Here is a 24712-nt window from a genome sequence, read left to right as displayed (position 1 = left end):
TGTTATCGGTGATACGTGGAAACGAGAGCAGCGATCATCGCCCGCGCCGCCGAGCTGCTCGCGCAGTCGGCGACGGGCGACATCTCCACGCGCGCAGTGTGCGAGGCGGCGGGCATCACGCAGCCCGTCTTGTATCGCCACTTCGGTGACAAGGACGGCCTGCTGGCCGCCGTCGTCGACGCGGTGTGGGATGAGTACTTGACGGCCAAGCGGGCCGCGCGGCCCTCCGAGGATCCCGTGGAGGACCTCCGGGCCGGCTGGAACGCGCACACGGACTTCGCGCTCGCGCACCCGCAAGCCTACCGGCTGGTGTTCGGCAGCGCGCTCACCACGCGACCCGCGGCGATCGCCGAGGCCATGGCGCTCCTCGAGGGCATCACCGGGCGCCTCGCCGCGCAGGGAAGGCTGCGCATGGCGCCGAGTGACGCCGCGCGCGTGATCATGGCCGCCAACAGCGGCCTCGCGCTCGGTCTCATCCTGCGACCCGAGGCCTACCCCGACCCGGCGGTGTCGGCGCTCGCCCGCGACGCGGCACTCGCCTCGATCCTCGTGGACGCCGAGGCCGCGGCCGACGACGCCGCTTCCGTGGCGGCCACCACCCTGCGCGCGCATCTCGCGGGCTCCTCGTCGTTCAGCCCGGCCGAGGCCGCGCTCCTCGACGAATGGCTCCGACGCATCCGCTGATCCCGACCCGGCCCGCCGACCCGACGGCGGCCATCCCCGAAGGAGACCCCATGACCCGCACCGAACCCCTCAGCCGCACCGGCGCGCCCGCTTCCGATGCGCGCCGCGCCGCCCTCGTCACCGGGGGATCTGGCGGCATCGGCCGCGCCGTCGCCCTGCGCCTGGCGGCCGATGGAGTCGCCGTGGGCGTCCACTACGCCGGCAACCGGTCCGCCGCGGAGGCGGTCGTCGACGAGATCGTCTCGGATGGCGGCCGCGCGATCGCGGTGGCCGGCGACGTCGCGGACGACCAGGCGATGAGCGCCGCCTTCGACCGCGTCGAGGAGGCGTTCGGCGGCGTGGACGTCGTCGTGAACACCGCCGGCGTCATGGTCCTCGGCCCGATCGCGTCGTACGACCTCGACGCCTTCGATCGGATCGTCCGCACCAACCTGCGCGGCGCGTTCGTCGTCTCCCAGCAGGCCGCGCGACGGGTGCGCGCGGGCGGCGCGATCGTGAACTTCTCCACGAGCGTCACCCGGACGCATTTCCCCTCCTACGGCCCCTATGTCGCGACGAAGGCGGCGGTCGAGGGGATGACCCTGATCCTCGCGCGCGAACTGCGCGGCAAGGACATCACGGTCAACGCCGTCGCGCCCGGCCCGACCGCGACCCCGCTGTTCCTGCAGGGCAAGGACGAGGCGGCCGTCGCGCAGCTGGCGGCGGCCGCGCCGCTCGAGCGCCTGGGCGCTCCGGAGGATATCGCCGAAGTCGTCGCCTTCCTCGCCGGCCCCGCCCGCTGGGTGAACGGCCAGGTGCTCTTCGCGAACGGGGGCCTCGCGTGAGCTCCCGCCGGGGCGTCAGGCGTCGGCGCTGAGGAGGCGCTCGCGCACCTCGCGGCGCAGGACCTTCCCGATCATCGACGTGGGCAGCTCGTCGACGAACACGATCCGTCGCGGCACCTTGTACGGCGTGAGGATGCCGCGGACGAAGGCGCGCAGCTCCTGCTCGTCCGCGCGTGAGCCGGCATCGAGGACCACCGCCGCGACGACGTCCTCGCCGCTGCGCGTGCTCGGCAGGCCGACGACCGCGGCATCCTTCACCGCGGGATGCTGCCGGAGGGCGATCTCCACCTCCGTCGGCGAGACGTTGAAGCCGCCGGTGATGATGAGCTCCTTGATCCGGTCGACCACCTTCACGAAGCCGTCCGCGTCCATCGTGACGATGTCGCCCGTGCGGAACCAGCCCTCGTGGAAGACCTTCGCGGTCGCCTCCGGGCGCCCGTAGTACCCGCCGAACACCTGGGGGCCGCGCACGAGCAGCTCGCCCGGCTCGCCCGACGCGACATCGCGCGACGGGTCGTCGGGATCGGCGACGCGCACCTCGGTGCCGGGCAGGGGGAGTCCGATGGTGCCGGCACGGCGGTTCTCCGACACCGGGTTCACGATGAGCACGGGGGAGCACTCCGACAGGCCGTAGCCCTCGACGAGGTAGCCGCCCGTCTCCTCCTCCCAGGGCACGACGAGGCTGTCGTGCAGCGCCATCGCGCCCGAGACGCCGATCTGCGTGCCCGCGAGCGACACGCCCTTCTCCTTCGCGCGCCGCAGGAGCCGCTCGGCGATCGGCGGCACGAGGGGCAGCACCGTCGCGGGATGGCGGCGGGTGACCGCCAGCACCATGTCGGGGTCGAACTTCGGGAAGAGCACGAGGCGTGCGGCCTGCGACATCGCGAAGGTGAGGCACAGCGTGAGCCCGTACGCGTGGAACATCGGCAGCACGGCATAGACCACCGTGCCCTCGCCTCGGGCCACGCCCGGCGTCCATGCGTGCGCCTGCTCGGCGTTCGCGAGGAGGTTCCCGTGCGTGAGCGCGGCGCCCTTCGGGTCGCCGGTCGTGCCGCTCGTGTACTGGATGATGGCGATGTCGGATGTCGCCGGTCGCGGATGGTCTGCGGCGATCGGCGCGTGCCGCACCACGTCCTCCCAGCTGACGGCGTCGCGCACCCGGGCGGTCAGCTGCGCGCGGGTGGCGCGCAGCTTCGGCACCGGCAGGTGCAGGGCCAGGCGCATGAGCGGCGGCATCGCGCGCGTGATGTCCACCGAGACGATGGTGGCGAGGGCGAGGTCGGCGGGGAAGGACCGCACCGTCTCGACGACCGTGCTCCAGACGATGGCGTGCTGCGCGCCGTGATCCTCGAACTGCTTGCGCAGCTCGCGGGGCGTGTAGAGCGGGTTGTGCTCGACGACGACCGCCCCGATCCGCAGCACCGCATAGAACGCGACGATGTGCTGAGGGCAGTTCGGAAGGATGATCGCCACCCGGTCGCCGCTGCGCACCCCGCGGGCGAGGAGGCCCGCGGCCGCACGGTCGATGTCCGCGCGGAGCGTCGCGTAGTCGACGACGCGCCCGAAGAACTCCAGCGCGGGAGCGCTCGGGTAGTCGCGGGCCGAGGCGTCGACGAGGTCGAGCAGGGAGCCCGAGACGGGAGGGAGGTCATGCGGGACCCCGTCGGCGTAGGAGGACACCCACGGGCGAGGCGGGTCGAACGGCTGCGTCACGCGTCCAGCCTAGGGGCGACCGGCGGATGGCCCGACAGGCACCGCCTAGAATCGAGGGGTGTCAGAAATCACCCCCGATCTCGTGCGCCATCTCGGTGTGCTCGCCCGGATCCAGCTCGACGACGCGGAGGTGACCCGCCTGACCGGCGAGCTCGACGCGATCGTCGACAACATCGCCAAGGTCGGCCAGGTCGCGCGCGACGATGTGCCGGCGACGAGCCATCCGATCGCCCTGCAGAACGTCTTCCGTCCCGACGAGGTGGGCACCATGCTCACCACCGAGCAGGCGCTGCAGAACGCGCCCGACGCCGACGGCGACCGGTTCCGCGTGACCGCGATCCTCGCGGAGGAGGAGCAGTGAGCGACATCATCCGACTGACCGCCGCCGATCTCGCCGAGCGCCTCGCGGCGGGCGAGATCTCCAGCGTCGAGGCCACGCGTGCGCACCTCGACCGCATCGCCGACGTCGACGGGCAGGTGAACGCCTACCTCCATGTCAGCGATCACGCCGTCGAGGTCGCCCAGGACGTCGACCGCCGCCGCGCGGCCGGGGAGGAGCTCGGCCCGCTCGCCGGCGTGCCGCTGGCCATCAAGGACGTGCTCGTCACGACCGACATGCCCTCCACCTCGGGATCGCGCATCCTCGAGGGCTACATGTCGCCCTACGACGCCACGGTCGTCGCCCGTGCGCGCGCCGCCGACCTCGTGCCGCTCGGCAAGACCAACATGGACGAGTTCGCCATGGGCTCCTCCACCGAGCACTCGGCATACGGGCCGACCCGCAACCCGTGGGATCTCGACCGCATCCCGGGCGGCTCGGGCGGCGGCTCGGCCGCCGCGGTGGCCGCCTTCGAGGCGCCGCTCGCGCTGGGCTCCGACACGGGCGGCTCCATCCGCCAGCCCGCGCACGTCACCGGCACGGTGGGCATGAAGCCGACCTACGGCGGCGTCAGCCGCTACGGCGCGATCGCCCTCGCCTCGTCGCTCGACCAGGTCGGCCCCGTCACCCGCACCGTCCTCGACTCCGCGCTCCTGCACGACGTGATCGGCGGGCACGACCCGCGCGACTCCACCTCGCTCACCGACGCATGGCCATCCTTCGCCGCCGCCGCGCGCGAGGGGGCCCGCGGCGATGTGCTGAAGGGCCTGCGCGTCGGCATCGTCAAGGAGCTGCCCGACAGCGGCTTCCAGACCGGGGTGGCGGAGTCGTTCCGCGACGCCGTCGCGATGCTCGAGGCGCAGGGCGCCGAGATCGTCGAGATCAGCGCCCCGCACTTCGAGTACGCCGTTGCGGCCTACTACCTGATCCTCCCGGCGGAGGCGTCGAGCAACCTGGCCAAGTTCGACTCCGTGCGCTTCGGCATGCGCGTCGACGTGCCCGGCGGCACCGTGGAGGACGTCATGTCCGCCACGCGCGACGCCGGCTTCGGCCCCGAGGTGAAGCGCCGCATCATCCTCGGCACGTACGCCCTCTCCGCGGGCTACTACGACGCGTACTACGGCAGCGCGCAGAAGGTCCGCACGCTCATCCAGCAGGACTTCGCCCGCGCGTTCGCGGACGTCGACGTCATCGCGACGCCGACCGCGCCGACGACGGCATTCCGTCTGGGCGAGAAGGTCGACGACCCGCTGTCGATGTACCTCAACGACCTCACCACCATCCCGGCGAACCTCGCCGGCGTCCCCGGGATCTCGATCCCGTCGGGGCTCGCGTCCGACGACGGGCTGCCCACCGGCATCCAGTTCCTGGCGCCGGCCCGTGAGGACGCGCGGCTGTACCGCGTGGGCGCCGCCCTCGAGACGCTGCTCGTGGACGCGTGGGGCGGACCGCTGCTGGATCGCGCGCCGGTGCTGGGCGCGACGGAAGGAGGGGCCCGCTGATGGCCAAGGACAAGCTGATGGACTTCGATGCCGCGCTCGAGATGTTCGAGCCCGTCATCGGCCTCGAGGTGCACGTCGAGCTCAACACGCGCACGAAGATGTTCTCCGAGGCGGGCAACCCCGCCAACGAGGAGTTCCACGACGCGGCCCCCAATACGCTGATCGCGCCCGTCGACATGGGCCTTCCCGGCTCGATGCCCACGGTCAACGCCGAGGCCATCCGCTCGTCGATCAGCCTCGGCCTCGCGCTCGGCTGCTCGATCGCGCCGTCGAGCCGGTTCGCGCGCAAGAACTACTTCTACCCCGACCTCGGGAAGAACTACCAGATCAGCCAGTACGACGAGCCGATCGCGTTCGAGGGCGAGGTCGAGGTGGAGCTCGAGGGCGGCGACGTCTTCCGCATCCCGATCGAACGCGCGCACATGGAGGAGGACGCGGGCAAGCTCACGCACCTCGGCGGCTCGTCGGGCCGCATCCAGGGCGCCGAGTACTCGCTCGTCGACTACAACCGCGCGGGCGTGCCGCTCGTCGAGATCGTCACGAAGCCGATCTTCGGCGCCGAGCATCGCGCGCCCGAGCTCGCGAAGGCGTACCTCGCGACCATCCGCGAGATCGCGCGCGGGCTCGGCATCTCCGAGGCCCGCATGGAGCGCGGGAACATCCGCTGCGACGCGAACGTCTCGCTGCGTCCGCGGGGTGCGGAGAAGCTCGGCACGCGCACGGAGACGAAGAACGTCAACTCCATGCGCTCGGTCGAGCGCGCCGTCCGCTACGAGATCCGCCGTCAGGCGGCCATCCTCGCCGCCGGCGGCACGATCACGCAGGAGACGCGGCACTGGCACGAGGACACCGGCACCACGTCGCCCGGTCGTCCGAAGTCGGACGCCGACGACTACCGCTACTTCCCCGAGCCGGACCTCCTTCCCGTCGAGCCCTCGCTCGAGCTGATCGAGGAGCTGCGTGCCGCGCTGCCCGAGCCGCCGTCCGCGCGCCGCCGCCGCCTCAAGGAGCAGTGGGGGTTCACCGACCTGGAGTTCCAGGACGTCGCCAACGGCGGCCTGCTGGCCGAGGTCGAGGCCACGGTCGCCGCCGGCGCGTCGCCCGCCTCCGCCCGCAAGTGGTGGACCGGCGAGATCACGCGCGTCGCGAACGCCGAGGGCCGCGAGCCGTCCGCGCTCGTGTCGCCCGCCGATGTCGCGGCGCTGCAGGGTCTCGTCGAGGCCGGCACGCTGACGGACAAGCTCGCCCGCCAGGTGCTCGAGGGCGTCATCGCAGGGGAGGGGACCCCGCAGGAGGTCGTCGACGCCCGCGGCCTCGCGGTCGTGTCGGATGACGGGGCGCTCATCGCCGCGATCGACGACGCCCTCGCCGCGCAGCCTGACGTGCTCGCGAAGATCAAGGACGGCAAGGTCCAGGCCGCCGGCGCCGTGATCGGCGCCGTCATGAAGGCCATGAAGGGCCAGGCGGACGCCGCACGCGTCCGCGAGCTCGTCCTGGAGCGCGCACAGCAGTAGCGCCTCCCGTGCTCTCCCGCGCCCCCGCTCTGAGACCGCGTGCCCCGCACGCGGTCTCGGAGCGGGGGCGCTGTGCGTGAGCGTCGAGGCCGTCTCGGAGCGCCCCGGGCCATCCGCAGATCGGGGACCGGTTGGGCGCTCCGAGGCCGCGGGTTCCCGCCTCCGCCGCATGCTCGATCGGAAACAGCGCGCCCTGCTCGACGTCTCGGCGCAGGGGCGCGGTGTCCGAGCATCGATGCGGCCTCGGCGCGCTGACCTCGCACGTGCCGGCGGTCGACGACGTGTGCACAGCCCGAGCTTGGCGGCGTGTCCTCTCACGGCGCTGGTTCGAGGCGTCTGGCGGGCTCCGGTGAAGACCAGCATGGTCCGCATGCCGGCTCTCGTCGTTCCGCCCCGTCTCGTCCCCTCGCCGCTGCCGCTGCTGACGCCGCGCGATGCGGACATCCGTCTCGATCTCGCGGAGCGGCGCGGCGAGGTTCGCCGAGTCGCGCGCGGCGTGTACGTCGACGACGCGGGGTGGAGCGCGCTGCCTCCCTGGCGCCGCTACCTGGTGCGGGTGCACGCGGCGGCCCTCACCCATCCGGGCACCACCCTCTTCCTCGAGTCCGCGGCCGCCGTGCTGGGTCTGCCCGTGCTGGCCGAGCCGGCCGAGGTCCACCTGCTGACCGAGACCGGCACCGCCCGGGCGTCGCGCGGGGTCCGCATCCATCAGAGCGCGCACCGGCGCGACATCGTGGAGATCGACGGGCTGCGCGTCGTGTCCCGTGCGGACACCGCGATCGACATCGCGCGTTCCCGTCATCTCGCCGCCGGCGTCGCCGTGTTCGACGCGCTGCTGCGCCGGTCGGATGCTCCCAGCCGCGACGACCTGGCGGAGATGAGCGGCGACCGGCCCATCGGTCGCGGCTCGGGCAGGTCGTCGGAGGCGATCGCGTTCGCGAATCCCCTGGCGGAGACGCCGCTCGAGTCGGTCAGCCGGTGCGCGGCGACGTGGCTGGGCTACGACGAGCCCCACCTGCAGGAGCAGATCGTGACGAGGGATGGCCGCGCGCAGCGGGTGGACATGTGGTGGCAGCACGAACGGGTCATCGGCGAGGCGGATGGCGCGGTCAAGTACGACGGCACATACGGAGCGCCGGCCGAGGTGGTGCTGGCGGAGAAGCAGCGCGATCGGCTGCTGCGCGAACACGCGAACGTGGCGCGGTGGGGATGGCGGGAGGTCCGCGATCCTCGCGAGCTCGAGGAGACGCTCCACGCCGCCGGCCTGGTGCGGCGAAGGCCGCCGCGATACGCGCTGCTCGCGACACTCCCCGCCGCGCTCGGTGGGATGCTCGCGCAGCCCGTGCTGGAGCGCTGATCCTCGGTGCGTGCTCCGCGCCGCCCGGTGCGTCATCTGCGCGCGGGGACGGGGAGCGGCGTGCGGACGTGAACCGGCTCCGGGCGCGCCTGCGCCCGGCCTGAGCGTGCGTACGGGGTCGGAGCGATGGGGCTGTCTGGCCGCGACCGCGCGCGTCGATGTTCCGAGAGTGCGTGCGTCACGGGCGGTGCGGGAGCGGCGGCGATGCCGGCGAGCGAACGCGGGGGCTGAGACCGTCGCGGATGGTCGCGAGCACAGGCACCGGGTCGGAGCGATGGGGCTGTCTGGCCGCGACCGCGCGCGTCGATGCTCCGAGAGTGCGTGCGCCACGCGCGGTGTGGGAGCGGCGGCGATGCCGGCGAGCGTACGCGCTGTCTCGGAGCACACTGCGTCTCGCGTACCCGCCCACCCCACCCCGCCTCGCGCCACCCCGCCTCGCCCGAGCGCGCCACCCCGCACTCCCGCACTCGTGCTCCCCGCCCGCGACCCGCCCGCGTCACGCCGCCGTCAGACCCCCGGCGTAGGCTGACGGCATGCGCGTGCTCGGCATCGACCCCGGTCTCACCCGCTGCGGTGTCGGCATCGTCGACGTGCGGCGGGACCGCACGGCGACCCTCGTGCACGTCGGCGTCGTCCGCTCGCCGGTGGACGCGTCGGTCGCCGAACGGCTCGCGATCATCGCCGCCGGCATCCGCGTCGTCCTCGAGGAGCACCGTCCGGAGGTCGTCGCCGTCGAGCGCGTCTTCGCTCAGCAGAACCGCTCCACGGTCATGGGCACCGCGCAGGCCGCGGGTGTCGCCCTGCTGCTCGCGGCCGAGGCGGGCCTGCCGACCGCCACGCACACCCCGAGCGAGGTCAAGGCCGCGATCACCGGGTACGGGTCGGCCGACAAGCTGCAGGTGCAGACCATGGTCGCCCGCGTGCTGCGCCTCGAAGAGCTCCCTCGCCCCGCGGACGCGGCGGACGCGCTCGCTCTCGCTCTGTGCCACGCGTGGCGCGGCGCGCCGGCGGAGGCCGCCGCGGACGCGGCCCTCACCCCCGCTCAGCGCGCCTGGGCCGAGGCCGAGAAGCGCACGCGCAACCGCGGCGCCCTCGCACGCTGAGCGTGTCGCATCGAACATAGGTACGAGCGCACCGTAGGCTGGACGTCATGATCTCGACACTGCGCGGAACCGTGCTGCACACCGGATCCGACAGCGTGATCGTCGAGGTGGGGGGAGTCGGCTTCTCGGTCGCCGTGCCGGTCGACGTCGCGCGCATCGCGAGGCAGGGGGAGGAGCTCTTCCTCCACACGCACCTCATCGTGCGGGAGGACCAGCTCGCGCTGTTCGGCTTCGCCGAGCGCGAGGAGCTCGAGGTCTTCGCGATCCTCCTCGGCGTCACCGGCGTCGGCCCGAAGTCCGCCCTCGGCGTGCTGTCGGGTCTCACCATCGATCAGATCGCCGAGGCCGTCGCGAACGAGGACGACAAGCCGTTCCGCAAGGTCTCCGGCATCGGCCCCAAGACCGCGAAGCTCATCGCCCTGCAGCTGCAGGGCCGCCTCGCCCCGCCGTCGCCGGCCGCCGCGGCACGCGGGGCGGCAGCGCCGGACGCGGTGCTCGCGCAGGTCACCCAGGCCGTCGCGGGTCTCGGATGGCCAGAGCGCGTCGCCGTGGACGCGGTCGCGTCGGCCGCGGAGACCGCCTCCGACGCCGACCGCGCGTCGGTTCCCGCCCTCCTGCGCCTGACGCTCGCCGCGCTCGGCCCCGCGCAGCCGGGAGGCCCTCGTGGCTGAGCGGGACGCCATCTCGCCGGAGCCCGCGGACGACACCGAGCTCGCCATCGAGGGCGCCCTGCGGCCGGCGAGCCTGGAGGAGTTCGTCGGCCAGCACAAGGTGCGCGGGCAGCTGCAGCTCCTCCTCGACGCCGCGCGCATCCAGGAGCGCCCCGCCGACCACATCCTCCTCGCCGGCCCTCCCGGCCTCGGCAAGACCACCCTGGCGATGATCATCGCCCACGAGAGCGACCGGCCGCTGCGCATGTCGAGCGGCCCGGCCATCCAGCACGCCGGCGACCTCGCCGCGCTGCTGTCGAGTCTCGTACCGGGCGAGGTGCTCTTCATCGACGAGATCCATCGGATGGCCCGCACGGCCGAGGAGATGCTGTACCTCGCCATGGAGGACTTCCGCATCGACATCATGGTGGGCAAAGGCGCCGGCGCGACGAGCATCCCGCTGGACCTCGCTCCGTTCACCCTCGTCGGCGCGACGACCCGGTCGGGCATGCTGCCGAATCCGCTGCGCGACCGCTTCGGGTTCACCGCCCACCTCGAGTACTACGAACCCGAGGAGCTCGAGCAGGTCATCGCCCGCTCCGCGCGCGTCATCGGGATGGACCTCGCGGGTCCGCAGCGCGACGAGATCGCGCGCCGCTCGCGCGGCACGCCGCGCATCGCGAATCGACTGCTGCGTCGCGTGCGGGACTACGCGCTCGTGCGCGGCGGCGGCCGAGCGGCGTCGCTCGACGACGTCCGGGCCGCTCTCGAGCTGTACGACGTCGACGCGATCGGTCTGGACCGGCTCGACCGCGCCGTGCTGGACGCCCTCGTGCGGCGATTCCGCGGCGGTCCCGTGGGCCTCGGCACGCTGGCGGTCTCCGTCGGCGAGGAGGCCGACACGGTCGAGAGCGTCGTGGAGCCCTACCTCGTGCGCATCGGCTTCATGGGGCGCACGCCGCGCGGGCGGGTCGCCACTCCGGAGGCGTACGAGCACCTCGGCGTGGTGCACGCAGCGCAGGGGCAGACAGCGCTGAAACTCGATGACCTATAATCGCTGGAGACTTCCGCCGGGCTCTCCGGCGTCGTTCCCCTCGAGCCGAAGACGGCTCACGCACGTCTGAAAGGCGCATCCTCCATGGATCTTCTCCTCCTCGTCGTCCTGGCCGCGCTGCTGGTGTTCATGTTCGTCAGCTCCCGCCGCCGCACCAAGAAGATGAAGGAGGAGCAGGAGCGTCGACAGGCCCAGCTGGTTCCCGGCGCGCGGGTGATGACCCGCAGCGGCATCTTCGGCACCATCGTGTTCTTCGACGCGGACGACCTCACGCAGCCCGCCGAGATCGAGGTGGCTCCCGGAGTCGTCATCGAGGTGCACGCGCAGGCGCTCGACCTGGCTCCGGAGACGGCCGCCGTCGCGGTCGACGCCGCGGATGACGAGACCGTCGAGCCCGTCGCGCAGCAGGACGAGCTGCTGAACCTCAGCGGGGCCGACGTGGAGCGTCCGGTCGACGATGCGCCGCGCGTGGACGGCCTGGACGACATCGAGGGCGGCCGTCGCCCCGGTGACGACAAGCCCCAGAACTGACTCGTCCCCATCTCGGGCCCTCGGGCCGACCGGAAAGCTGACGTCTCGTGGCGACATCCTCACCCGTGCGCAGAGCTGTGCGCACTCTCACCGGCCTCCTCGTCCTCACGGCGGTGCTCTTCGGCGTGAACGCGCTCGGCGTGCACGTGTTCAAGGAGAGCGCCTGGGTTCCCGAACTCGCGCTCGACCTGCAGGGCGGCACGCAGATCGTGCTCGAGGCGCAGACAGCGGACGAGACCCCGTCCGACGAGCAGATGCGCCAGGCGGTGACGATCATCCGCCAGCGCGTGGACGCCTCCGGCGTCTCCGAGGCCGAGGTGACCACGCAAGGCGCGAACAACATCGTCGTGCAGATCCCGGGGGTCGCGGATGACGCGACCCGCGAGCGGATCGAGGCGAGCGCGCAGATGCAGCTCCGCAAGGTGCTCTACGCCGACGCGGCCGCCAACACGTTCGTGGGCGAGGACGGCGAGACCACGCCGTACCCGACGCCCGACCCGTCGCTGCCCGCGACCCCCACGGTCGAGCCAACGGCGGGCAACGACCCGAACTGGATCACGCCCGCGCTGCAGGCGCAGTTCTTCGCGTACGACTGCGCGCAGCCGTCCGACCCGTCCGAGGCCGCCGACGACCAGCCGCTCATCGCGTGCGACGAGACCGGATCCGCGAAGTACCTCCTCGGCCCGCTCGAGATGGACGGCTCGTCTATCTCCGACGCGCAGGCGGTCGTCGATCAGCAGAACGGCCAGTGGGCCGTGCAGCTGCGCTTCAACGGCGAGGGCACCAAGACGTTCGGCGAGATCAGCCAGCAGCTCTACGGCCAGGCACAGCCCGCGAACATGTTCGCGTTCGTCCTGGATGGCCAGGTCATCTCCGCGCCCACCATGGACGCGGTCATCACGAACGGCCGCCCCAGCATCTCCGGCCAGGGCATCACGCAGGAGACCGCGCAGGTCCTGGCGGACCAGCTGAAGTTCGGCGCTCTGCCGATCAGCTTCGAGGTCGTCTCCTCCGATACCATCTCCGCCACGCTCGGCTCGCAGCAGCTGCAGATCGGCCTCATCGCCGGCCTGATCGGCCTAGGCCTCGTCGCGCTGTACGTCGTGGCGATCAGCTACCGCGCACTGGGCTTCGTGATCATCGCCTCGCTCGCCGTGATGGCGGTGCTGACCTACATCCTGCTCTGCATCCTGTCGTGGCGCGTGGGGTACCGTCTGTCGCTCGCGGGCGTCGCCGGCCTCATCGTCACGATCGGCTTCACCGCCGACTCGTTCATCGTCTACTTCGAGCGCATCCGAGACGAGCTGCGCGACGGGAAGACGATCACCGGGGCGGTCGAGGACGGCTGGGCCCGTGCGAAGCGCACGATCTACATCTCGAAGTCGATCAACATCCTCGCGGCCGTGGTGCTGTACATCCTCGCCGACGCGACCGTGAAGGGCTTCGCGTTCACGCTCGGTCTCACCACCGTGCTCGACATCCTGATCTTCATCATTTTCACCCACCCGGTCATGCAGCTGCTCGCGCGCACCCGCTTCTTCGGGGGCGGCCATCCGCTCTCGGGGCTCGACCCCGATTCGCTCGGCGCCGTCTTCCGCGGACGCGCGCAGTTCCGCGCGCCGGCGGTCACGTCGCCGCGCAGCAGCCGCGCGCGCGGGGAAGCCGAGCGACGCCAGACCATCGCCGAACGCAAGGAAGCTGAGCGCCGCGCAGGCGAGCGCCTCGGCACGGAGGAGAACGTCTGATGCGCTCGATGGGACAGTGGGGCAACGACCTCTACACGGGCAAGGCGTCGGTTCCGTTCGTCGCGCGCCGGAAGCTCTGGTTCATCATCGCCATCGCGCTCGTCGCGATCTCGGTGCTCGCGCCGTTCGTGCGCGGTGTCGAGCTCTCGATCGAGTTCACGGGCGGCTCGCAGTTCACCGTCTCCGCGCCGGAGTCCACGGACCAGTCCATCGCGACGGATGCCGTGCACTCGGTCGACGGAGAGGCGGAGGCCAAGGTCACCGTCGTCGGCGGCACCGACATCCGCGTGCAGACCACGCAGCTGTCGCAGGACGAGACCCGCCAGGTCTCGGCGGCCCTCGCCGAGGGCTACGGCGTCGACGCCGCCGAGGTGACCGATTCGTTCATCGGCCCGACCTGGGGTGCGGATGTCACGCGCCAGTCGCTGTGGGGCCTCGGCGTCTTCCTCGTGCTGACGTTCGTCATCCTCGCCATCTACTTCCGCACCTGGAAGATGTCGGTCGCGGCGATCATCGGCCTCGTCGACGTCCTCGTCATCACGATCGGCATCTACGCGCTGGCGGGCTTCGCGATCTCGCCCGCGGCGGTGATCGGCTTCCTCACGATCCTCGGCTACTCGCTCTACGACACCACGGTGGTCTTCGACAAGATCCGCGAGAACACCGCGGAGGACGGCGAGATCTCCGGGCGCACGTTCGGGGAGTCGGTCAACCTCGGCGTCAATCAGACCCTCGTCCGCTCCATCAACACGTCGATCGTGGCAGCGCTGCCGGTCGCGGCCATCCTCTTCATCGGCGTGATCTGGCTCGGAGCGGAGACGCTCTCCGACATCTCGCTGTCGATCTTCGTCGGCATCCTCGTCGCGACCTACTCCACGCTGTTCGTGTCGGCGCCGCTCTACTCGCTGATGCGCGAGAAGGAGCCGGCGATCGCCCAGCGCGACCAGCGCGTGCTCGGAGCCCGCGCTTGACCGCGGCCCTCGTGCGCGGTGCGGCGGGCTTAGGATGATGTCCACGCCCGGCGGCCGGGGGAGGAGGACGATGCCCGACAGCAGCCCCACGAGCCTGCGACGGCTCGTGCCGCGGATCTTCTCGCGGGCCCCTCGCTACGCGGATCTCTCGAAGCTGCTGACCTCGGTGCGCGCGAACCACCCGCGCGGCGACGTCGCCATCATCGAGAAGGCGTACCAGGTGGCCGCCGAGCGGCACCGCGGGCAGAAGCGACAGAGCGGCGAGCCCTACATCACCCACCCGCTCGCGGTCGCGGAGATCCTCGCCGAGCTGGGCCTCGGTCCGAAGGCGATCGCCGCGGCGCTCCTGCACGACACCGTGGAGGACACCGGCTACCCGCTCGAGGACCTCCGCTCGGAGTTCGGCGACGAGGTCGCGCTCCTCGTCGACGGCGTCACGAAGCTCGACAAGGTCAAGTACGGCGAGAGCGCGCAGGCCGAGACCGTCCGCAAGATGATCGTCGCGATGTCGAAGGACATCCGCGTGCTCGTCATCAAGCTCGCCGACCGCCTGCACAACGCCCGCACGTGGGGCTTCGTGCCGCCGGAGAAGGCGAAGAAGAAGGCCACGGAGACCCTCGAGATCTACGCGCCGCTCGCGCACCGCCTGGGCATCCAGGCGATCAAGTCCGAGCTCGAGGACCTGTCGTTCGCGGTGCTGTACCCGAAGATCTACAACGAGATCGACAGCCTCGTGAAGCAGCGCACCCCGCAGCGCGAGCAGTACGTGCAGCGCGTCATCGACGACGTCAGCATCGACCTGCACGAGCTGCGGATCCGCGGCGCCGTCGTCGGCCGCCCCAAGCAGCTGTACTCGGTGTACCAGAAGATGATCGTCCGCGGACGCGAGTTCGACGACATTTACGACCTCATCGGCATCCGCGTCATCGTGAGCAGCGTGCGCGACTGCTACGCCGTGCTCGGCGCGATCCACGCGCGCTGGACGCCGCTTCCCGGGCGCTTCAAGGACTACATCGCCACCCCGAAGTTCAACCTCTACCGGTCGCTCCACACGACCGTGATCGGCCCGGGCGGCCGCACGGTCGAGATCCAGATCCGCACGCAGGAGATGCACCAGCAGGCGGAGTACGGCGTCGCCGCGCACTGGAAGTACAAGGAGCGGATGGCCTCGGGCCAGGAGGACGGACGTCTCTCCGACACCGACATGGCGTGGGTGGCCCGCCTCAGCGACTGGCAGGCCGAGACGAAGGACCCCGGCGAGTTCCTGGACTCGCTGCGCTACGAGATCGGCGCGAAGGAGGTCTACGTCTTCACGCCGAAGGGGCGTGTGATCGGGCTCCCCGCCGGCGCGACGCCGGTCGACTTCGCGTACGCCGTGCACACCGAGATCGGCCATCGCACGATGGGCGCGAAGGTCAACGGCCGTCTCGTGCCGCTGGACTCCCAGCTGAACTCTGGAGACATCGTCGAGGTCTTCACGTCGAAGAACCCCGACGCGGGCCCCAGCCACGACTGGCTCGAGTTCGTCAAGAGCTCGCGCGCGCGCAACAAGATCCGCGGCTGGTTCACCAAGGAGCGCCGCGACGAGGCGATCGAGCAGGGCAAGGAGGCCATCGCCCGCGCGATGCGCCGCCAGAACATGCCTCTGCAGAACCTCAAGGACTCGCTGGCCGAGGTCGCGCACCAGCTGCGGCTCGAGGATGTCTCGGCGCTCTACGCGGCCGTGGGCGAGGGGCACACCTCGACGCAGTCGGTGCTCGAGAAGGTCACGGCGCTGCATCAGACGTCGGAGCCGGCGACCGGCCTCATCGACCTGCCGTCGAGCCCCTCGCGCAGAAAGTCGCGCGGCGGCGACTCGGGCGTGCTCGTGCGCGGCGCCGACGACATCCTCGTCAAGCTCGCGAAGTGCTGCACGCCCGTGCCCGGCGACGAGATCGTCGGGTTCATCACCCGCGGCCAGGGCGTCTCGGTCCACCGCGCCGACTGCACGAACGTGCGGGCGCTGAAGGACAACCCCGAGCGCATGATCGACGTGGAGTGGGCGCCGACGACCAAGAGCGTCTTCCTCGTGCAGATCCAGGTCGAGGCCCTCGATCGCGGCGGACTGCTCTCCGACATCACGCGCGTGCTCACCGAGCATCACGTCAACATCCTCTCGGCGAACGTGTCGACCACGCGGGAGCGCCTCGCGATCTCGCGCTACGTGTTCGAGATGGGCGACACCGTGCATCTCGACCGCGTGCTGAACGCGGTGCGCCGCATCGACGGCGTCTACGACGTTTACCGCGTGACGTCCTCCTGAGCTCGCTCGGCGGGGGCGACCTCGTCGAGCGAGCGCAGGAGCGCGACCGCCGCGACCGCGTGCGTGCGCCGCGGATGCGCGGCGAACCAGGCGATGGCCGTCGCCCGCGTCGCGGCGTCCCGCGCGAGCACGAGGGCGGCGCGGCCGGCATCGGCGTGAAGCGGATCCGGGCGCACCGCGTCGCGGGCGAGGTCGGCGAGGGTGCGCGCCGGGGTCGACACGGCGGTCGCGCCGAGGAGCTCGACGTCGGCGGGGGCGAGCTCCTGATCGTGGAAGCGCACCCTGCGGTCGAGGGTGCGGGTGGTGCGCCACGGCACCGCGCGCTGCACGTCGAGAGGCTCCGGCAATCGGCAGGCCGCCCCATGGATCCAGGCCGCGGCCATCCCGACGTATGCGCAGCTCGTGGTGAGCAGCGGGGCGAGGGCGGCCGCCCGCACCGCCGGCGGCGTCGGGGCGTCGGCCGGCAGATACCCGATGCCGAGCGGCACGAGCTCGCCGTCGAGGCATGACGCCTGCAGTTCGGCGACGCTGAAGCGCCCGCCCGGGAAGAGGACGCCCGACACGGTCATGCTCGCCAGTGTGCCGCGGATGGCCGGGGTGGCGCGGATGCCTGTGGACAGACGAAGCGGCCCCGTCCGGATGGACGGGGCCGCTTCTCGTGTGGGATCAGCCGCCGATGGCGCGCAGCCAGGCCTGACGGGCCTCGAGGGCCTCCTTGGCGTCGGCGATCGCACGCGGGTCGCCCTGCGCCTCCGCGGCGGCGAGCTCCTCCTGCAGCTTCTCGATCGCCTCGCGCAGCTGACCGCCGAGGTCGTTGGCTCGCGCCTTCGTCTCGGGATTGTTGCGCTTCCAGTCCAGGTCCTCGCGCTGCTTGAGCTCCTGCTCGATGCGGCGCATCTGATCGTCCAGCCCGCGCTCCACGTCGCGCGGGAAGATGCGGCCGACCTCGTCCCAGCGGCGCTGGATGCCCGTGAGGATGCGACGCGCCTCGGTGAGGTCCTTCGTGTCGGCGACGACCTTGGCCTCCTCGAGGAGCGCGCGGCGCGCCTCGATGCGCGGGGCCGACTCGGCCTGCTCGGCCTGGTCGCGCTCCGTGCGCGCCTGGTACAGCGCGTCGCCCGCGGCCTTGAAGCGGGCCCAGAGCGCGTCGTCGGCCTTGCGGCCGGCGCGGCCCGAGCGCTTCCACTCGTCCAGGAGCGTGCGGTAGGAGGGGATCCCGTCCTCGCCGCGCGGAGCGAGGGCCTCGGCGCGCTCGATGAGACGGTTCTTCGCGTCGCGCGCCGACTTGTGCACCTCGTCGAGCTCGGCGAAGAAGGCGCGTCGCTGCCGCTCGACCGTCGAGCGCGCATCACGGAAACGCTTCCAGAGGGCCTGAGCCTGTGCCTTCGGCAGACGGGGGCCGTTCTGCTGGTGGCTCTGCCATGCGGCGAAGAGGTCGGCGAGGTCGGCCGTCGCCTGCTTCCACTGCACGGTCTTCGGGTCGCGGGCGGCGAGCGCCTCCGCCTTCTCGACGATGCCGGTGCGCTCGACGATGGCCGCATCCACGGCGGCGCGCGCCGCGGCGGCCTCCTCGGCCGTCGCCTCCGCGAGGGCCTCGACGAGAGCGGTGAGGCGCTGCTCGAGTCCGGCGAGGTCGCCGACGGCGGTGGCGCCGGAGACGTCCTTCTGCAGGCGCGTGGCCTGACCGCGCAGGTCGCTCGCCGATGCGCCGCCGCGCGTGCGGCGCTGCTCGAGCGTCGACACCTTGAACTCCAGGTCGGCGAACTTGCGCACGAAGTAGTCGAGCGCCTCCTGCGGCGTGCCGTCGGGGAACTCGCCCACGACGCGCCACTGGTCGCCCTCGCGGACCGACACGACGCCGTTCTCCGTCACGCGGCCCCAGGTCTCCTCGATGACGACCTCACCGGGCTCCGTGGGCGCCTCGGCGGGTGCGGCGTCGGCCTGCTCGGGCGCCGCCGGAGCGGCATCGGGCGTGGCGTCTGCGGGCTGCGTCGGCTCGGCGTCGGTCAGCGCGGCGTCTGCGGCCTCGGTCGGCTCGGCAGCCGCGGCGCCGTCCGCCGGCAGCTCGGTGCCCGCCGCGGTCGTCGGCTCCGGCGCGGACCCCGGCTCGGGCGCCCCGGCAGGGGTCTCCTCGTCGGCGGACTCCGCTCCGGTCGGCGCGGGGATGGCGCCGGCCTCGATGAGAGCGCTGTCGGCCACCGCCTGACGCGTGAGCGCGTCGGCGGCAGACGAGGCGGTCTCGTCCGCAGACGCGGTCGCGTCGACGGGAGCCTCCTCGGGCGCGGAGTCGGTCGGGGTGGTGTGGTCGGGAATCGACACGGGAATCTCCTTGCGCGGGGGTCCGCGGGAGGGGAACAGGACGCGCCCAGCCTAGTACGCGCGGTCGCTCAGGTCAGCGGTGGAGTGCGATTCATTCCGCCGTCCCGCTCCTGGCCGCACTCGATCCGCTCGGCCGTGACACCTCCTCCGCTCGAGGGCGACCGCGCGCGGGCGATCCGGCAGTGCTCGCACCGCGAGCGCCTCCGTGGCTCCGTCGGCGAGGAGCGCTTCATCGATATGAAGCATTCGCGGGCATGCGCGAGCAGCTCGCGGAGCTGGCACGGCCATCCAGCCCGGCGTCGGAGGCGCCGACTAGCCTGGAGAGATGACCTCCGCCGCGCTCTTCCAAGGGCAGACGCCGCTCGCCGTGCGCATGCGCCCGACGTCGCTGGACGAGGTCGCCGGTCAGGCGCATCTGCTGCGTCCGGGCTCGCCCATCGTCGCGCTGGCGGACCCCAACGGCACCAAGCCGGGCACCGTCTCCGTGATCCTGTGGGGCCCGCCCGGCACCGGCAAGACCACGCTCGCCCAGGCGATCGCGCGCTCGTCGGGACGACGCTTCGTCGAGCTGTCCGCGATCACCGCGGGGGTGAAGGACGTGCGCGAGGTCATGCAGGAGGCGCTGAACCAGCGAGACCTCTACGGCCAGTCGACCATCCTCTTCCTCGACGAGATCCACCGCTTCACCAAGGCCCAGCAGGACGCGCTGCTGCCCGGCGTGGAGAACGGCTGGGTCATCCTCATCGCGGCCACCACCGAGAACCCCTCGTTCTCGGTCATCTCGTCGCTGCTCTCGCGATCGCTCCTGCTCACCCTGCAGCCCCTCACCGACGACGATCTCGGCGCCCTCATCGACCGGGCGGTATCCGACGCGCGCGGCCTCGCGGGCGCGGTGTCGCTCGCACCGGAGGCGCGCGCGGCGCTCATCCAGCTCGCCTCCGGCGACGCCCGGCGCGCGCTCACCGCCCTCGAGGCGAGCGCGGGGGTCGCGGCGTCCGAGATCGCAGGCGACGCCGAGGAGGAGAGCGAGGGCGAGCCCGCCCTGGTGACGGCGGACCATGTCGCCCAGGCCGTGGACCGCGCGCTCCTGCGCTACGACCGGCAGGGCGACGAGCACTACGACGTCATCAGCGCGTTCATCAAGTCCATCCGCGGCTCCGATCCCGACGCCGCCGTGCACTACCTCGCCCGCATGATCGAAGCCGGCGAGGATCCGCGTTTCATCGCGCGGCGCCTGGTGGTGCACGCCGCCGAGGACATCGGCCTCGCCGACCCGCAGGCGCTGCAGATCGCCGTGGCCGCCGCCGACGCCGTCGCGTTCATCGGCATGCCGGAGGGGCGCATCCCGCTCGCCGAGGCGACCATCTATCTCGCGACCGCCGCCAAGTCCAACGCCGCGTACCGCGCGATCGGCGCTGCGATCGCCGACGTGAAGGCCGGGCGGATGGGGCCGGTCCCCAAGCACCTGCGGGATGCGCACTACGCGGGGGCGAAGCGGCTGGGGCACGGCAAGGGCTACCGCTACCCGCACGACAGCGACGTCGGCGTGGTGCCGCAGCAGTACCTGCCCGATGAGCTCGTCGGCACGCGTTACTACGAGCCCACGCAGCACGGCGGCGAGCGCGAGGTGTCCGCCCGCCTCGAGCGGATCCGCCGCATCCTCGAGGGCTGACGGCTCTGAGGACTGACGGCTCTGCGGATGGCCGGCCGACGCCATCCGCTGCTGGGAGCCGCCTCGGCGGCCGGGGAGCGCCGGTCTGATAGGCTGAATCGGCTCGAAATCCGGGCACATCCCTCTTCGCAGTTCCTTCGGGCAGTCCGGCGTACGCCCCCAACGGGAGAAGAGCGATGTACGTCCGTGTGTCCGCGACATCCGCGGCCACGTGAAAGGAAACCATGGTCACCAAGTCCCAGGACCGCCGCAAGGTCCGCCTGTCGCGCGCGCTCGGCGTCGCGCTCACCCCGAAGGCCGCGCGCTACCTCGAGAAGCGCCCCTACGGCCCCGGCCAGCACGGCCGCACCAAGCGCAAGGCCGACAGCGACTACGCCGTCCGTCTGCGTGAGAAGCAGCGTCTCCGCGAGCAGTACGGCATCCGCGAGAAGCAGCTCCGCATCGCCTTCAACGAGGCGCGTCGCCAGGACGGCCTGACGGGTGAGAACCTCGTCGAGCTCCTCGAGATGCGTCTGGACGCGCTCGTGCTGCGTTCGGGCTTCGCCCGCACCACCGCGCAGGCCCGCCAGTTCGTCGTGCACCGTCACATCACCGTCGACGGCAACATCGTCGACCGTCCGTCGTTCCGGGTGAAGCCGGGTCAGACGATCGAGGTCAAGGCCAAGAGCGAGGCGCTCGAGCCGTTCCAGGTCGCGGCCGCCGGCGGTCACGCCGAGGTCCTGCCGAACGTCCCCGGCTACCTCGAGGTCGACCTCGACAAGCTCCAGGCGAAGCTCGTGCGTCGCCCGAAGCGCGTCGAGGTGCCGGTCACCTGTGAAGTCCAGCTCGTCGTCGAGTACTACGCGGCGCGCTGATCGCACATCGCGATACGCGCGGGAGGGCGTCGGGGCTTCGTGCCCCGGCGCCCTCTCGCTTCTCCGCCGACGTTGCGCCCTAGGATGGGATGGCGCTGCGCGTCGCGTGCGGCGCCGACACACGCGACGGGCGCGAGGACGGATGACATGAAGAAGCTGCTGTGGTTCCTGCTGGGGCTCGTCGGAGGCCTCGTCGTCGGGCACCTCCTGAACAAGGACCCGCGCGGACACGAGCTGCTGGCGTCCATCGACCGGCGGATCGACGAGTTCGCCGACCGCATGTCCGACGCGTACTACGCCGAGGCCGCCCGGCACGACGGCGACGAGCCCGCCTGACCCTCACACTCCTGCGGCCGCCCGACCGGCGGCCGCTTTCGCACGTACACCGAAGGACGTTTCCCTCCTCATGAAGACCGCGGAGATCGCGCAGCGCTACCTCGACTACTTCGAGAAGAACGACCACACCATCGTGCCCTCGGCGTCGCTCGTGAGCGACGACCCGTCGATCATGTTCACGATCGCCGGCATGGTGCCGTTCATCCCGTACCTCACCGGCGTGGTGCCCGCGCCGTACGCGCGCGCGGCCGACGTGCAGAAGTGCATCCGCACGAACGACATCGAGGAGGTCGGGAAGACCGCCCGTCACGGCACGTTCTTCCAGATGCTCGGCAACTGGTCGTTCGGCGACTACTTCAAGGAGGGTGCGATCTCCTACGCGTGGGAGCTCCTCACCTCCAGCGAGGCGGATGGCGGCCTCGGGTTCGCCGAGCGCGATCTGTGGGTGACGGTGTACGAGGATGACGACGAGGCCGCCGCGCTGTGGCGGAAGATCGCCGGGATCCCCGCCGAGCGCATCCAGCGGCTCGGACGTGCCGACAACTTCTGGACCACGGGTCAGCCGGGCCCCGCCGGCCCCTGCTCCGAGATCTACGTCGACCGCGGCCCGGCCTACGGGCGCGACGGGGGACCCGCCGTCGACGACGGGCGCTTCCTGGAGATCTGGAACCTCGTGTTCATGCAGAACTCCATCACCAACGTGCGCTCGAAGACGGAGTTCGACATCGTCGGCGAGCTGCCGAAGAAGAACATCGACACCGGCATGGGCCTCGAGCGCGTGGCGTTCCTCAAGCAGGGCGTCGAGAACATGTACGAGACCGACCAGGTCCGGCCGGTCCTCGACCGCGCCGTCGAGCTCTCCGGCCGCCGCTACGGCGCCGACCAGGGCGACGACGTGCGCTTCCGCGTGATCGCGGACCACGTGCGCTCATCGCTCATGCTCCTCAGCGACGGCGTCACGCCCTCCAACGAGGGCCGCGGGTACATCCTGCGCCGCCTCATGCGCCGCACCGTGCGCTCGATGCGCCTGCTCGGGGTCGAGGAAGCCACGTTCCCCGCGCTGTTCGAGGCGTCGCGCGACGCCATGAAGGAGGGCTACCCGGTCGTCGAGCAGGACTGGCAGCGCATCTCGTCCTACGCGTTCGCGGAGGAGGAGACGTTCCTGCGCACGCTCACGGCGGGCTCGACCATCCTCGACACCGCCGTGGCCAAGACCAAGGCCTCGGGGGGCGCCACCCTCGCCGGTCCCGAGGCGTTCCTCCTCCACGACACCTACGGCTTCCCCATCGACCTCACCCTCGAGATCGCGGAGGAGGCCGGCCTCGGCGTCGACCGCGACGCGTTCGACGGCCTCATGCAGGAGCAGAAGCAGCGCGCGAAGGCCGACGCCCGCTCCCGCAAGCGCGCGATCGCCGACGTCGGCGTGTACCGCGAGTTCCGCGCGCTCGGCGAGACCGAGTTCACGGGCTACACCGACCTCGAGACGCAGTCGAGCGTGCTCGGCGTGCTCGTCGACGGCGAGAGCCGGACGAGCGCCACGCAGGGGCAGATCGCCGAGATCATCCTCGCCGAGACGTCGCTGTACGCGGAGTCGGGCGGCCAGGTGGCCGACAGGGGCGCCATCGTCGGACCGGGCTTCGAGCTCGAGGTGCTCGACGTGCAGCGCCCCGTGCCCGGGCTCGTGAGCCACACGGTCGAGGTCACGCGCGGTGAGGTGGGCGTCGGTCAGCCGGCGACCACGGTCGTCGACGCGGCGAACCGCCGCGCGGCGACGCAGGCGCACTCCGCCACCCACCTCGTCCACGCCGCCCTCCGCGACACGCTCGGCAAGGGCGCGACGCAGGCCGGGTCGCTCAATCGCGCCGGCTACCTGCGCTTCGACTTCACCTGGGGACAGCCGCTCAGCTCGGCCACCCGCAGCGAGATCGAGGAGATCGCCAACAACGCCGTGCGCGACAACCTCGAGGTCACCACGCGCGTGCTGACGCTCGAGGAGGCGAAGGCCGCCGGCGCGATGGCCCTGTTCGGCGAGAAGTACGGCGACCGCGTGCGGATGGTCGACATCGGCGGGCCGTGGTCGCGCGAGCTCTGCGGCGGCACCCACGTGTCGACCTCGGCCGAGATCGGGCTGATCTCCATCACCGGCGAGTCGTCGGTCGGCGCGTCGAACCGCCGTGTGGAGGCCCTCGTAGGTCTCGACGCCTTCCGCGAGCTGACCGCGGAGCGCGCGCTCGTGAACGAGCTCACCGCGGCGCTGAAGACCCCGCGCGAGCAGCTCCCCACCCGCGTCGCCGAGCTGGCGGCGAGCCTCAAGGCCGCGGAGAAGCGCATCGCGCAGTACGAGGCCAAGGCGCTGGCCGAGCGCGTGCCGGCCCTCGCCGAGAGTGCGGCGCGGGTAGGCGCGGTGCGCCTCGTCGCGGAATCGCTCGGTGCGGTCGGATCGCAGGACGACGTCCGCGCGCTCGTCACGCAGGTGCGCGAGCGGCTCGGGTCCGACGCGGCCGTCGTCGCCCTCGCGGGCGAGGTGGCGGGGCGCCCCGTGGTGATCGTCGCGACGAACGAGGCCGCACGCGGCGCCGGCGCGAAGGCCGGCGCCCTCGCGAAGGCCGCGGCGTCGGCCCTCGGCGGTGGCGGCGGCGGGCGCGACGACATGGCGCAGGGCGGCGGCACCGACGCGACCGCCGTGCCCGCCGCGCTCGCGGCCATCCGCACCGGCCTGGCGGCTGCATGACCGGCTTCCGCCGCGGTGTGCGCCTCGGCGTCGACGTGGGCAAGGCCCGGGTCGGCGTCGCGCGGTGCGACCGCGACGGCATGCTCGCCGTCCCGGTGGAGACGGTGCCGCGCGATGAGCGATCGATCGCGCGCATCGTCGAGCTGGCCGCCGCGCACGAGCCGCTGGAGCTCGTCGTGGGCCTGCCGCTCAACATGCGCGGCGACGACACGCCGTCCACCCAGGACGCGCGGGACTTCGCCGACGAGCTCACGCGTGCGCAGTCGGCGCCCGTGCGCATGGTCGACGAGCGGCTCAGCACGGTGAGCGCGCACGCGGCGCTGCGCCAGTCCGGGCGGTCGCAGAAGGGGTCGCGCGGCATCGTCGATCAGGTCGCCGCGGTCGTGCTGCTGCAGCACGCCGTCGACACGGAGAAGCAGACGGGGGCCGCGCCCGGCATCCTCGTCGGCACCGGTTTGGAGTAAGGCACAC

Annotated in this window: 21 protein-coding genes; 18 read left to right on the top strand and 3 right to left on the bottom strand. The window is 72.0% G+C overall.

Features of this window, described 5'->3' with window-relative positions:
- The first annotated feature begins 15 nt into the window (after positions 1 to 15).
- Both D7D94_RS04075 and D7D94_RS04070 read left to right on the top strand, forming a co-directional pair.
- A complete protein-coding gene (locus D7D94_RS04075) occupies positions 16 to 684 on the top strand; it encodes a TetR/AcrR family transcriptional regulator (RefSeq protein WP_156241395.1) in 669 nt (222 codons plus the stop codon).
- 50 nt (positions 685 to 734) lie between these two features.
- A complete protein-coding gene (locus tag D7D94_RS04070; RefSeq protein ID WP_156241394.1) occupies positions 735 to 1508 on the top strand; it encodes an SDR family oxidoreductase in 774 nt (257 codons plus the stop codon).
- Between the two features lie 15 nt (positions 1509 to 1523).
- Here the strand turns inward: D7D94_RS04070 and D7D94_RS04065 are convergent, their stop codons facing one another.
- Positions 1524 to 3221: a long-chain-fatty-acid--CoA ligase gene (locus tag D7D94_RS04065; RefSeq protein WP_156241392.1), complete on the bottom strand. Its 1698-nt coding sequence runs from the start codon at positions 3219 to 3221 to the stop codon at positions 1524 to 1526.
- A gap of 58 nt (positions 3222 to 3279) precedes the next feature.
- On the opposite strand from D7D94_RS04065, the gene gatC reads away from it, so the two are divergent.
- From gatC to D7D94_RS04010, 11 genes are all read left to right on the top strand, one after another.
- Positions 3280 to 3582 carry an Asp-tRNA(Asn)/Glu-tRNA(Gln) amidotransferase subunit GatC gene (gene gatC / locus D7D94_RS04060; RefSeq protein ID WP_156241390.1) on the top strand — a complete coding sequence of 101 codons (303 nt, stop codon included), beginning with the start codon at positions 3280 to 3282 and terminating at the stop codon, positions 3580 to 3582.
- Positions 3579 to 5102, top strand: coding sequence for an Asp-tRNA(Asn)/Glu-tRNA(Gln) amidotransferase subunit GatA (gatA, locus tag D7D94_RS04055; protein WP_156241388.1), 1524 nt, complete (start codon positions 3579 to 3581; stop codon positions 5100 to 5102). Before gatC ends, gatA begins: the two co-directional genes overlap by 4 nt.
- Entirely contained in the window at positions 5102 to 6616 is a 1515-nt protein-coding gene (gene gatB / locus D7D94_RS04050) for an Asp-tRNA(Asn)/Glu-tRNA(Gln) amidotransferase subunit GatB (protein WP_156241387.1), read from the top strand. Before gatA ends, gatB begins: the two co-directional genes overlap by 1 nt.
- Before the next feature lie 370 nt (positions 6617 to 6986).
- Entirely contained in the window at positions 6987 to 7973 is a 987-nt protein-coding gene (locus tag D7D94_RS04045; protein ID WP_156241385.1) for a hypothetical protein, read from the top strand.
- 533 nt (positions 7974 to 8506) lie between these two features.
- Complete coding sequence (gene ruvC, locus D7D94_RS04040; RefSeq protein WP_156241383.1) at positions 8507 to 9076, top strand: crossover junction endodeoxyribonuclease RuvC; 570 nt, start codon at positions 8507 to 8509, stop codon at positions 9074 to 9076.
- Between the two features lie 47 nt (positions 9077 to 9123).
- Positions 9124 to 9747: a Holliday junction branch migration protein RuvA gene (gene ruvA / locus D7D94_RS04035; RefSeq protein WP_156241382.1), complete on the top strand. Its 624-nt coding sequence runs from the start codon at positions 9124 to 9126 to the stop codon at positions 9745 to 9747.
- Positions 9740 to 10780 carry a Holliday junction branch migration DNA helicase RuvB gene (gene ruvB / locus D7D94_RS04030; protein ID WP_156241380.1) on the top strand — a complete coding sequence of 347 codons (1041 nt, stop codon included), beginning with the start codon at positions 9740 to 9742 and terminating at the stop codon, positions 10778 to 10780. The genes ruvA and ruvB overlap by 8 nt, the downstream gene beginning before the upstream one ends.
- A gap of 84 nt (positions 10781 to 10864) precedes the next feature.
- Positions 10865 to 11311 (top strand): preprotein translocase subunit YajC, encoded by a 447-nt coding sequence (locus tag D7D94_RS04025; protein ID WP_156241378.1) that lies wholly within the window; start codon positions 10865 to 10867, stop codon positions 11309 to 11311.
- Positions 11312 to 11358: 47 nt separating this feature from the next.
- Complete coding sequence (gene secD / locus D7D94_RS04020) at positions 11359 to 13056, top strand: protein translocase subunit SecD (protein ID WP_156241376.1); 1698 nt, start codon at positions 11359 to 11361, stop codon at positions 13054 to 13056.
- Positions 13056 to 14027 (top strand): protein translocase subunit SecF, encoded by a 972-nt coding sequence (gene secF / locus D7D94_RS04015; RefSeq protein ID WP_156241374.1) that lies wholly within the window; start codon positions 13056 to 13058, stop codon positions 14025 to 14027. The genes secD and secF overlap by 1 nt, the downstream gene beginning before the upstream one ends.
- A 37-nt stretch (positions 14028 to 14064) precedes the next feature.
- Positions 14065 to 16329, top strand: coding sequence for a RelA/SpoT family protein (locus tag D7D94_RS04010; RefSeq protein WP_425486980.1), 2265 nt, complete (start codon positions 14065 to 14067; stop codon positions 16327 to 16329).
- Here the strand turns inward: D7D94_RS04010 and D7D94_RS04005 are convergent.
- Together D7D94_RS04005 and D7D94_RS04000 are read right to left on the bottom strand one after the other, a co-directional pair.
- A complete protein-coding gene (locus tag D7D94_RS04005) occupies positions 16308 to 16898 on the bottom strand; it encodes an SAM-dependent methyltransferase (RefSeq protein ID WP_156241370.1) in 591 nt (196 codons plus the stop codon). The genes D7D94_RS04010 and D7D94_RS04005 overlap by 22 nt on opposite strands.
- Before the next feature lie 97 nt (positions 16899 to 16995).
- Positions 16996 to 18648 (bottom strand): DUF349 domain-containing protein, encoded by a 1653-nt coding sequence (locus tag D7D94_RS04000; RefSeq protein WP_343032143.1) that lies wholly within the window; start codon positions 18646 to 18648, stop codon positions 16996 to 16998.
- A 325-nt stretch (positions 18649 to 18973) separates the two neighbouring features.
- On the opposite strand from D7D94_RS04000, the gene D7D94_RS03995 reads away from it, so the two are divergent.
- The 5 genes from D7D94_RS03995 to ruvX all read left to right on the top strand — a co-directional run bounded on the left by D7D94_RS03995 (position 18974) and on the right by ruvX (position 24705).
- Positions 18974 to 20320, top strand: a complete 1347-nt coding sequence (locus D7D94_RS03995; protein WP_156241368.1) for a replication-associated recombination protein A — start codon at positions 18974 to 18976, stop codon at positions 20318 to 20320.
- A gap of 224 nt (positions 20321 to 20544) precedes the next feature.
- Positions 20545 to 21174: a 30S ribosomal protein S4 gene (gene rpsD, locus D7D94_RS03990; protein WP_156241366.1), complete on the top strand. Its 630-nt coding sequence runs from the start codon at positions 20545 to 20547 to the stop codon at positions 21172 to 21174.
- A 147-nt stretch (positions 21175 to 21321) separates the two neighbouring features.
- The gene (locus tag D7D94_RS03985; RefSeq protein WP_156241365.1) at positions 21322 to 21510 is read left to right on the top strand and encodes a hypothetical protein; all 189 of its coding nucleotides are present in this window, start codon (positions 21322 to 21324) and stop codon (positions 21508 to 21510) included.
- 70 nt (positions 21511 to 21580) lie between these two features.
- A complete protein-coding gene (gene alaS, locus D7D94_RS03980) occupies positions 21581 to 24241 on the top strand; it encodes an alanine--tRNA ligase (RefSeq protein WP_156241363.1) in 2661 nt (886 codons plus the stop codon).
- Positions 24238 to 24705: a Holliday junction resolvase RuvX gene (gene ruvX / locus D7D94_RS03975; RefSeq protein WP_156241361.1), complete on the top strand. Its 468-nt coding sequence runs from the start codon at positions 24238 to 24240 to the stop codon at positions 24703 to 24705. Before alaS ends, ruvX begins: the two co-directional genes overlap by 4 nt.
- Positions 24706 to 24712 lie beyond the last annotated feature (7 nt).

Origin of the sequence: Microbacterium oryzae, assembly GCF_009735645.1 — a bacterium.
GTDB lineage: Bacteria > Actinomycetota > Actinomycetes > Actinomycetales > Microbacteriaceae > Microbacterium > Microbacterium oryzae.
The sequence above is the reverse complement of the archived record's forward strand: the minus strand, read 5'-3'. Positions and strand labels throughout refer to the sequence as shown.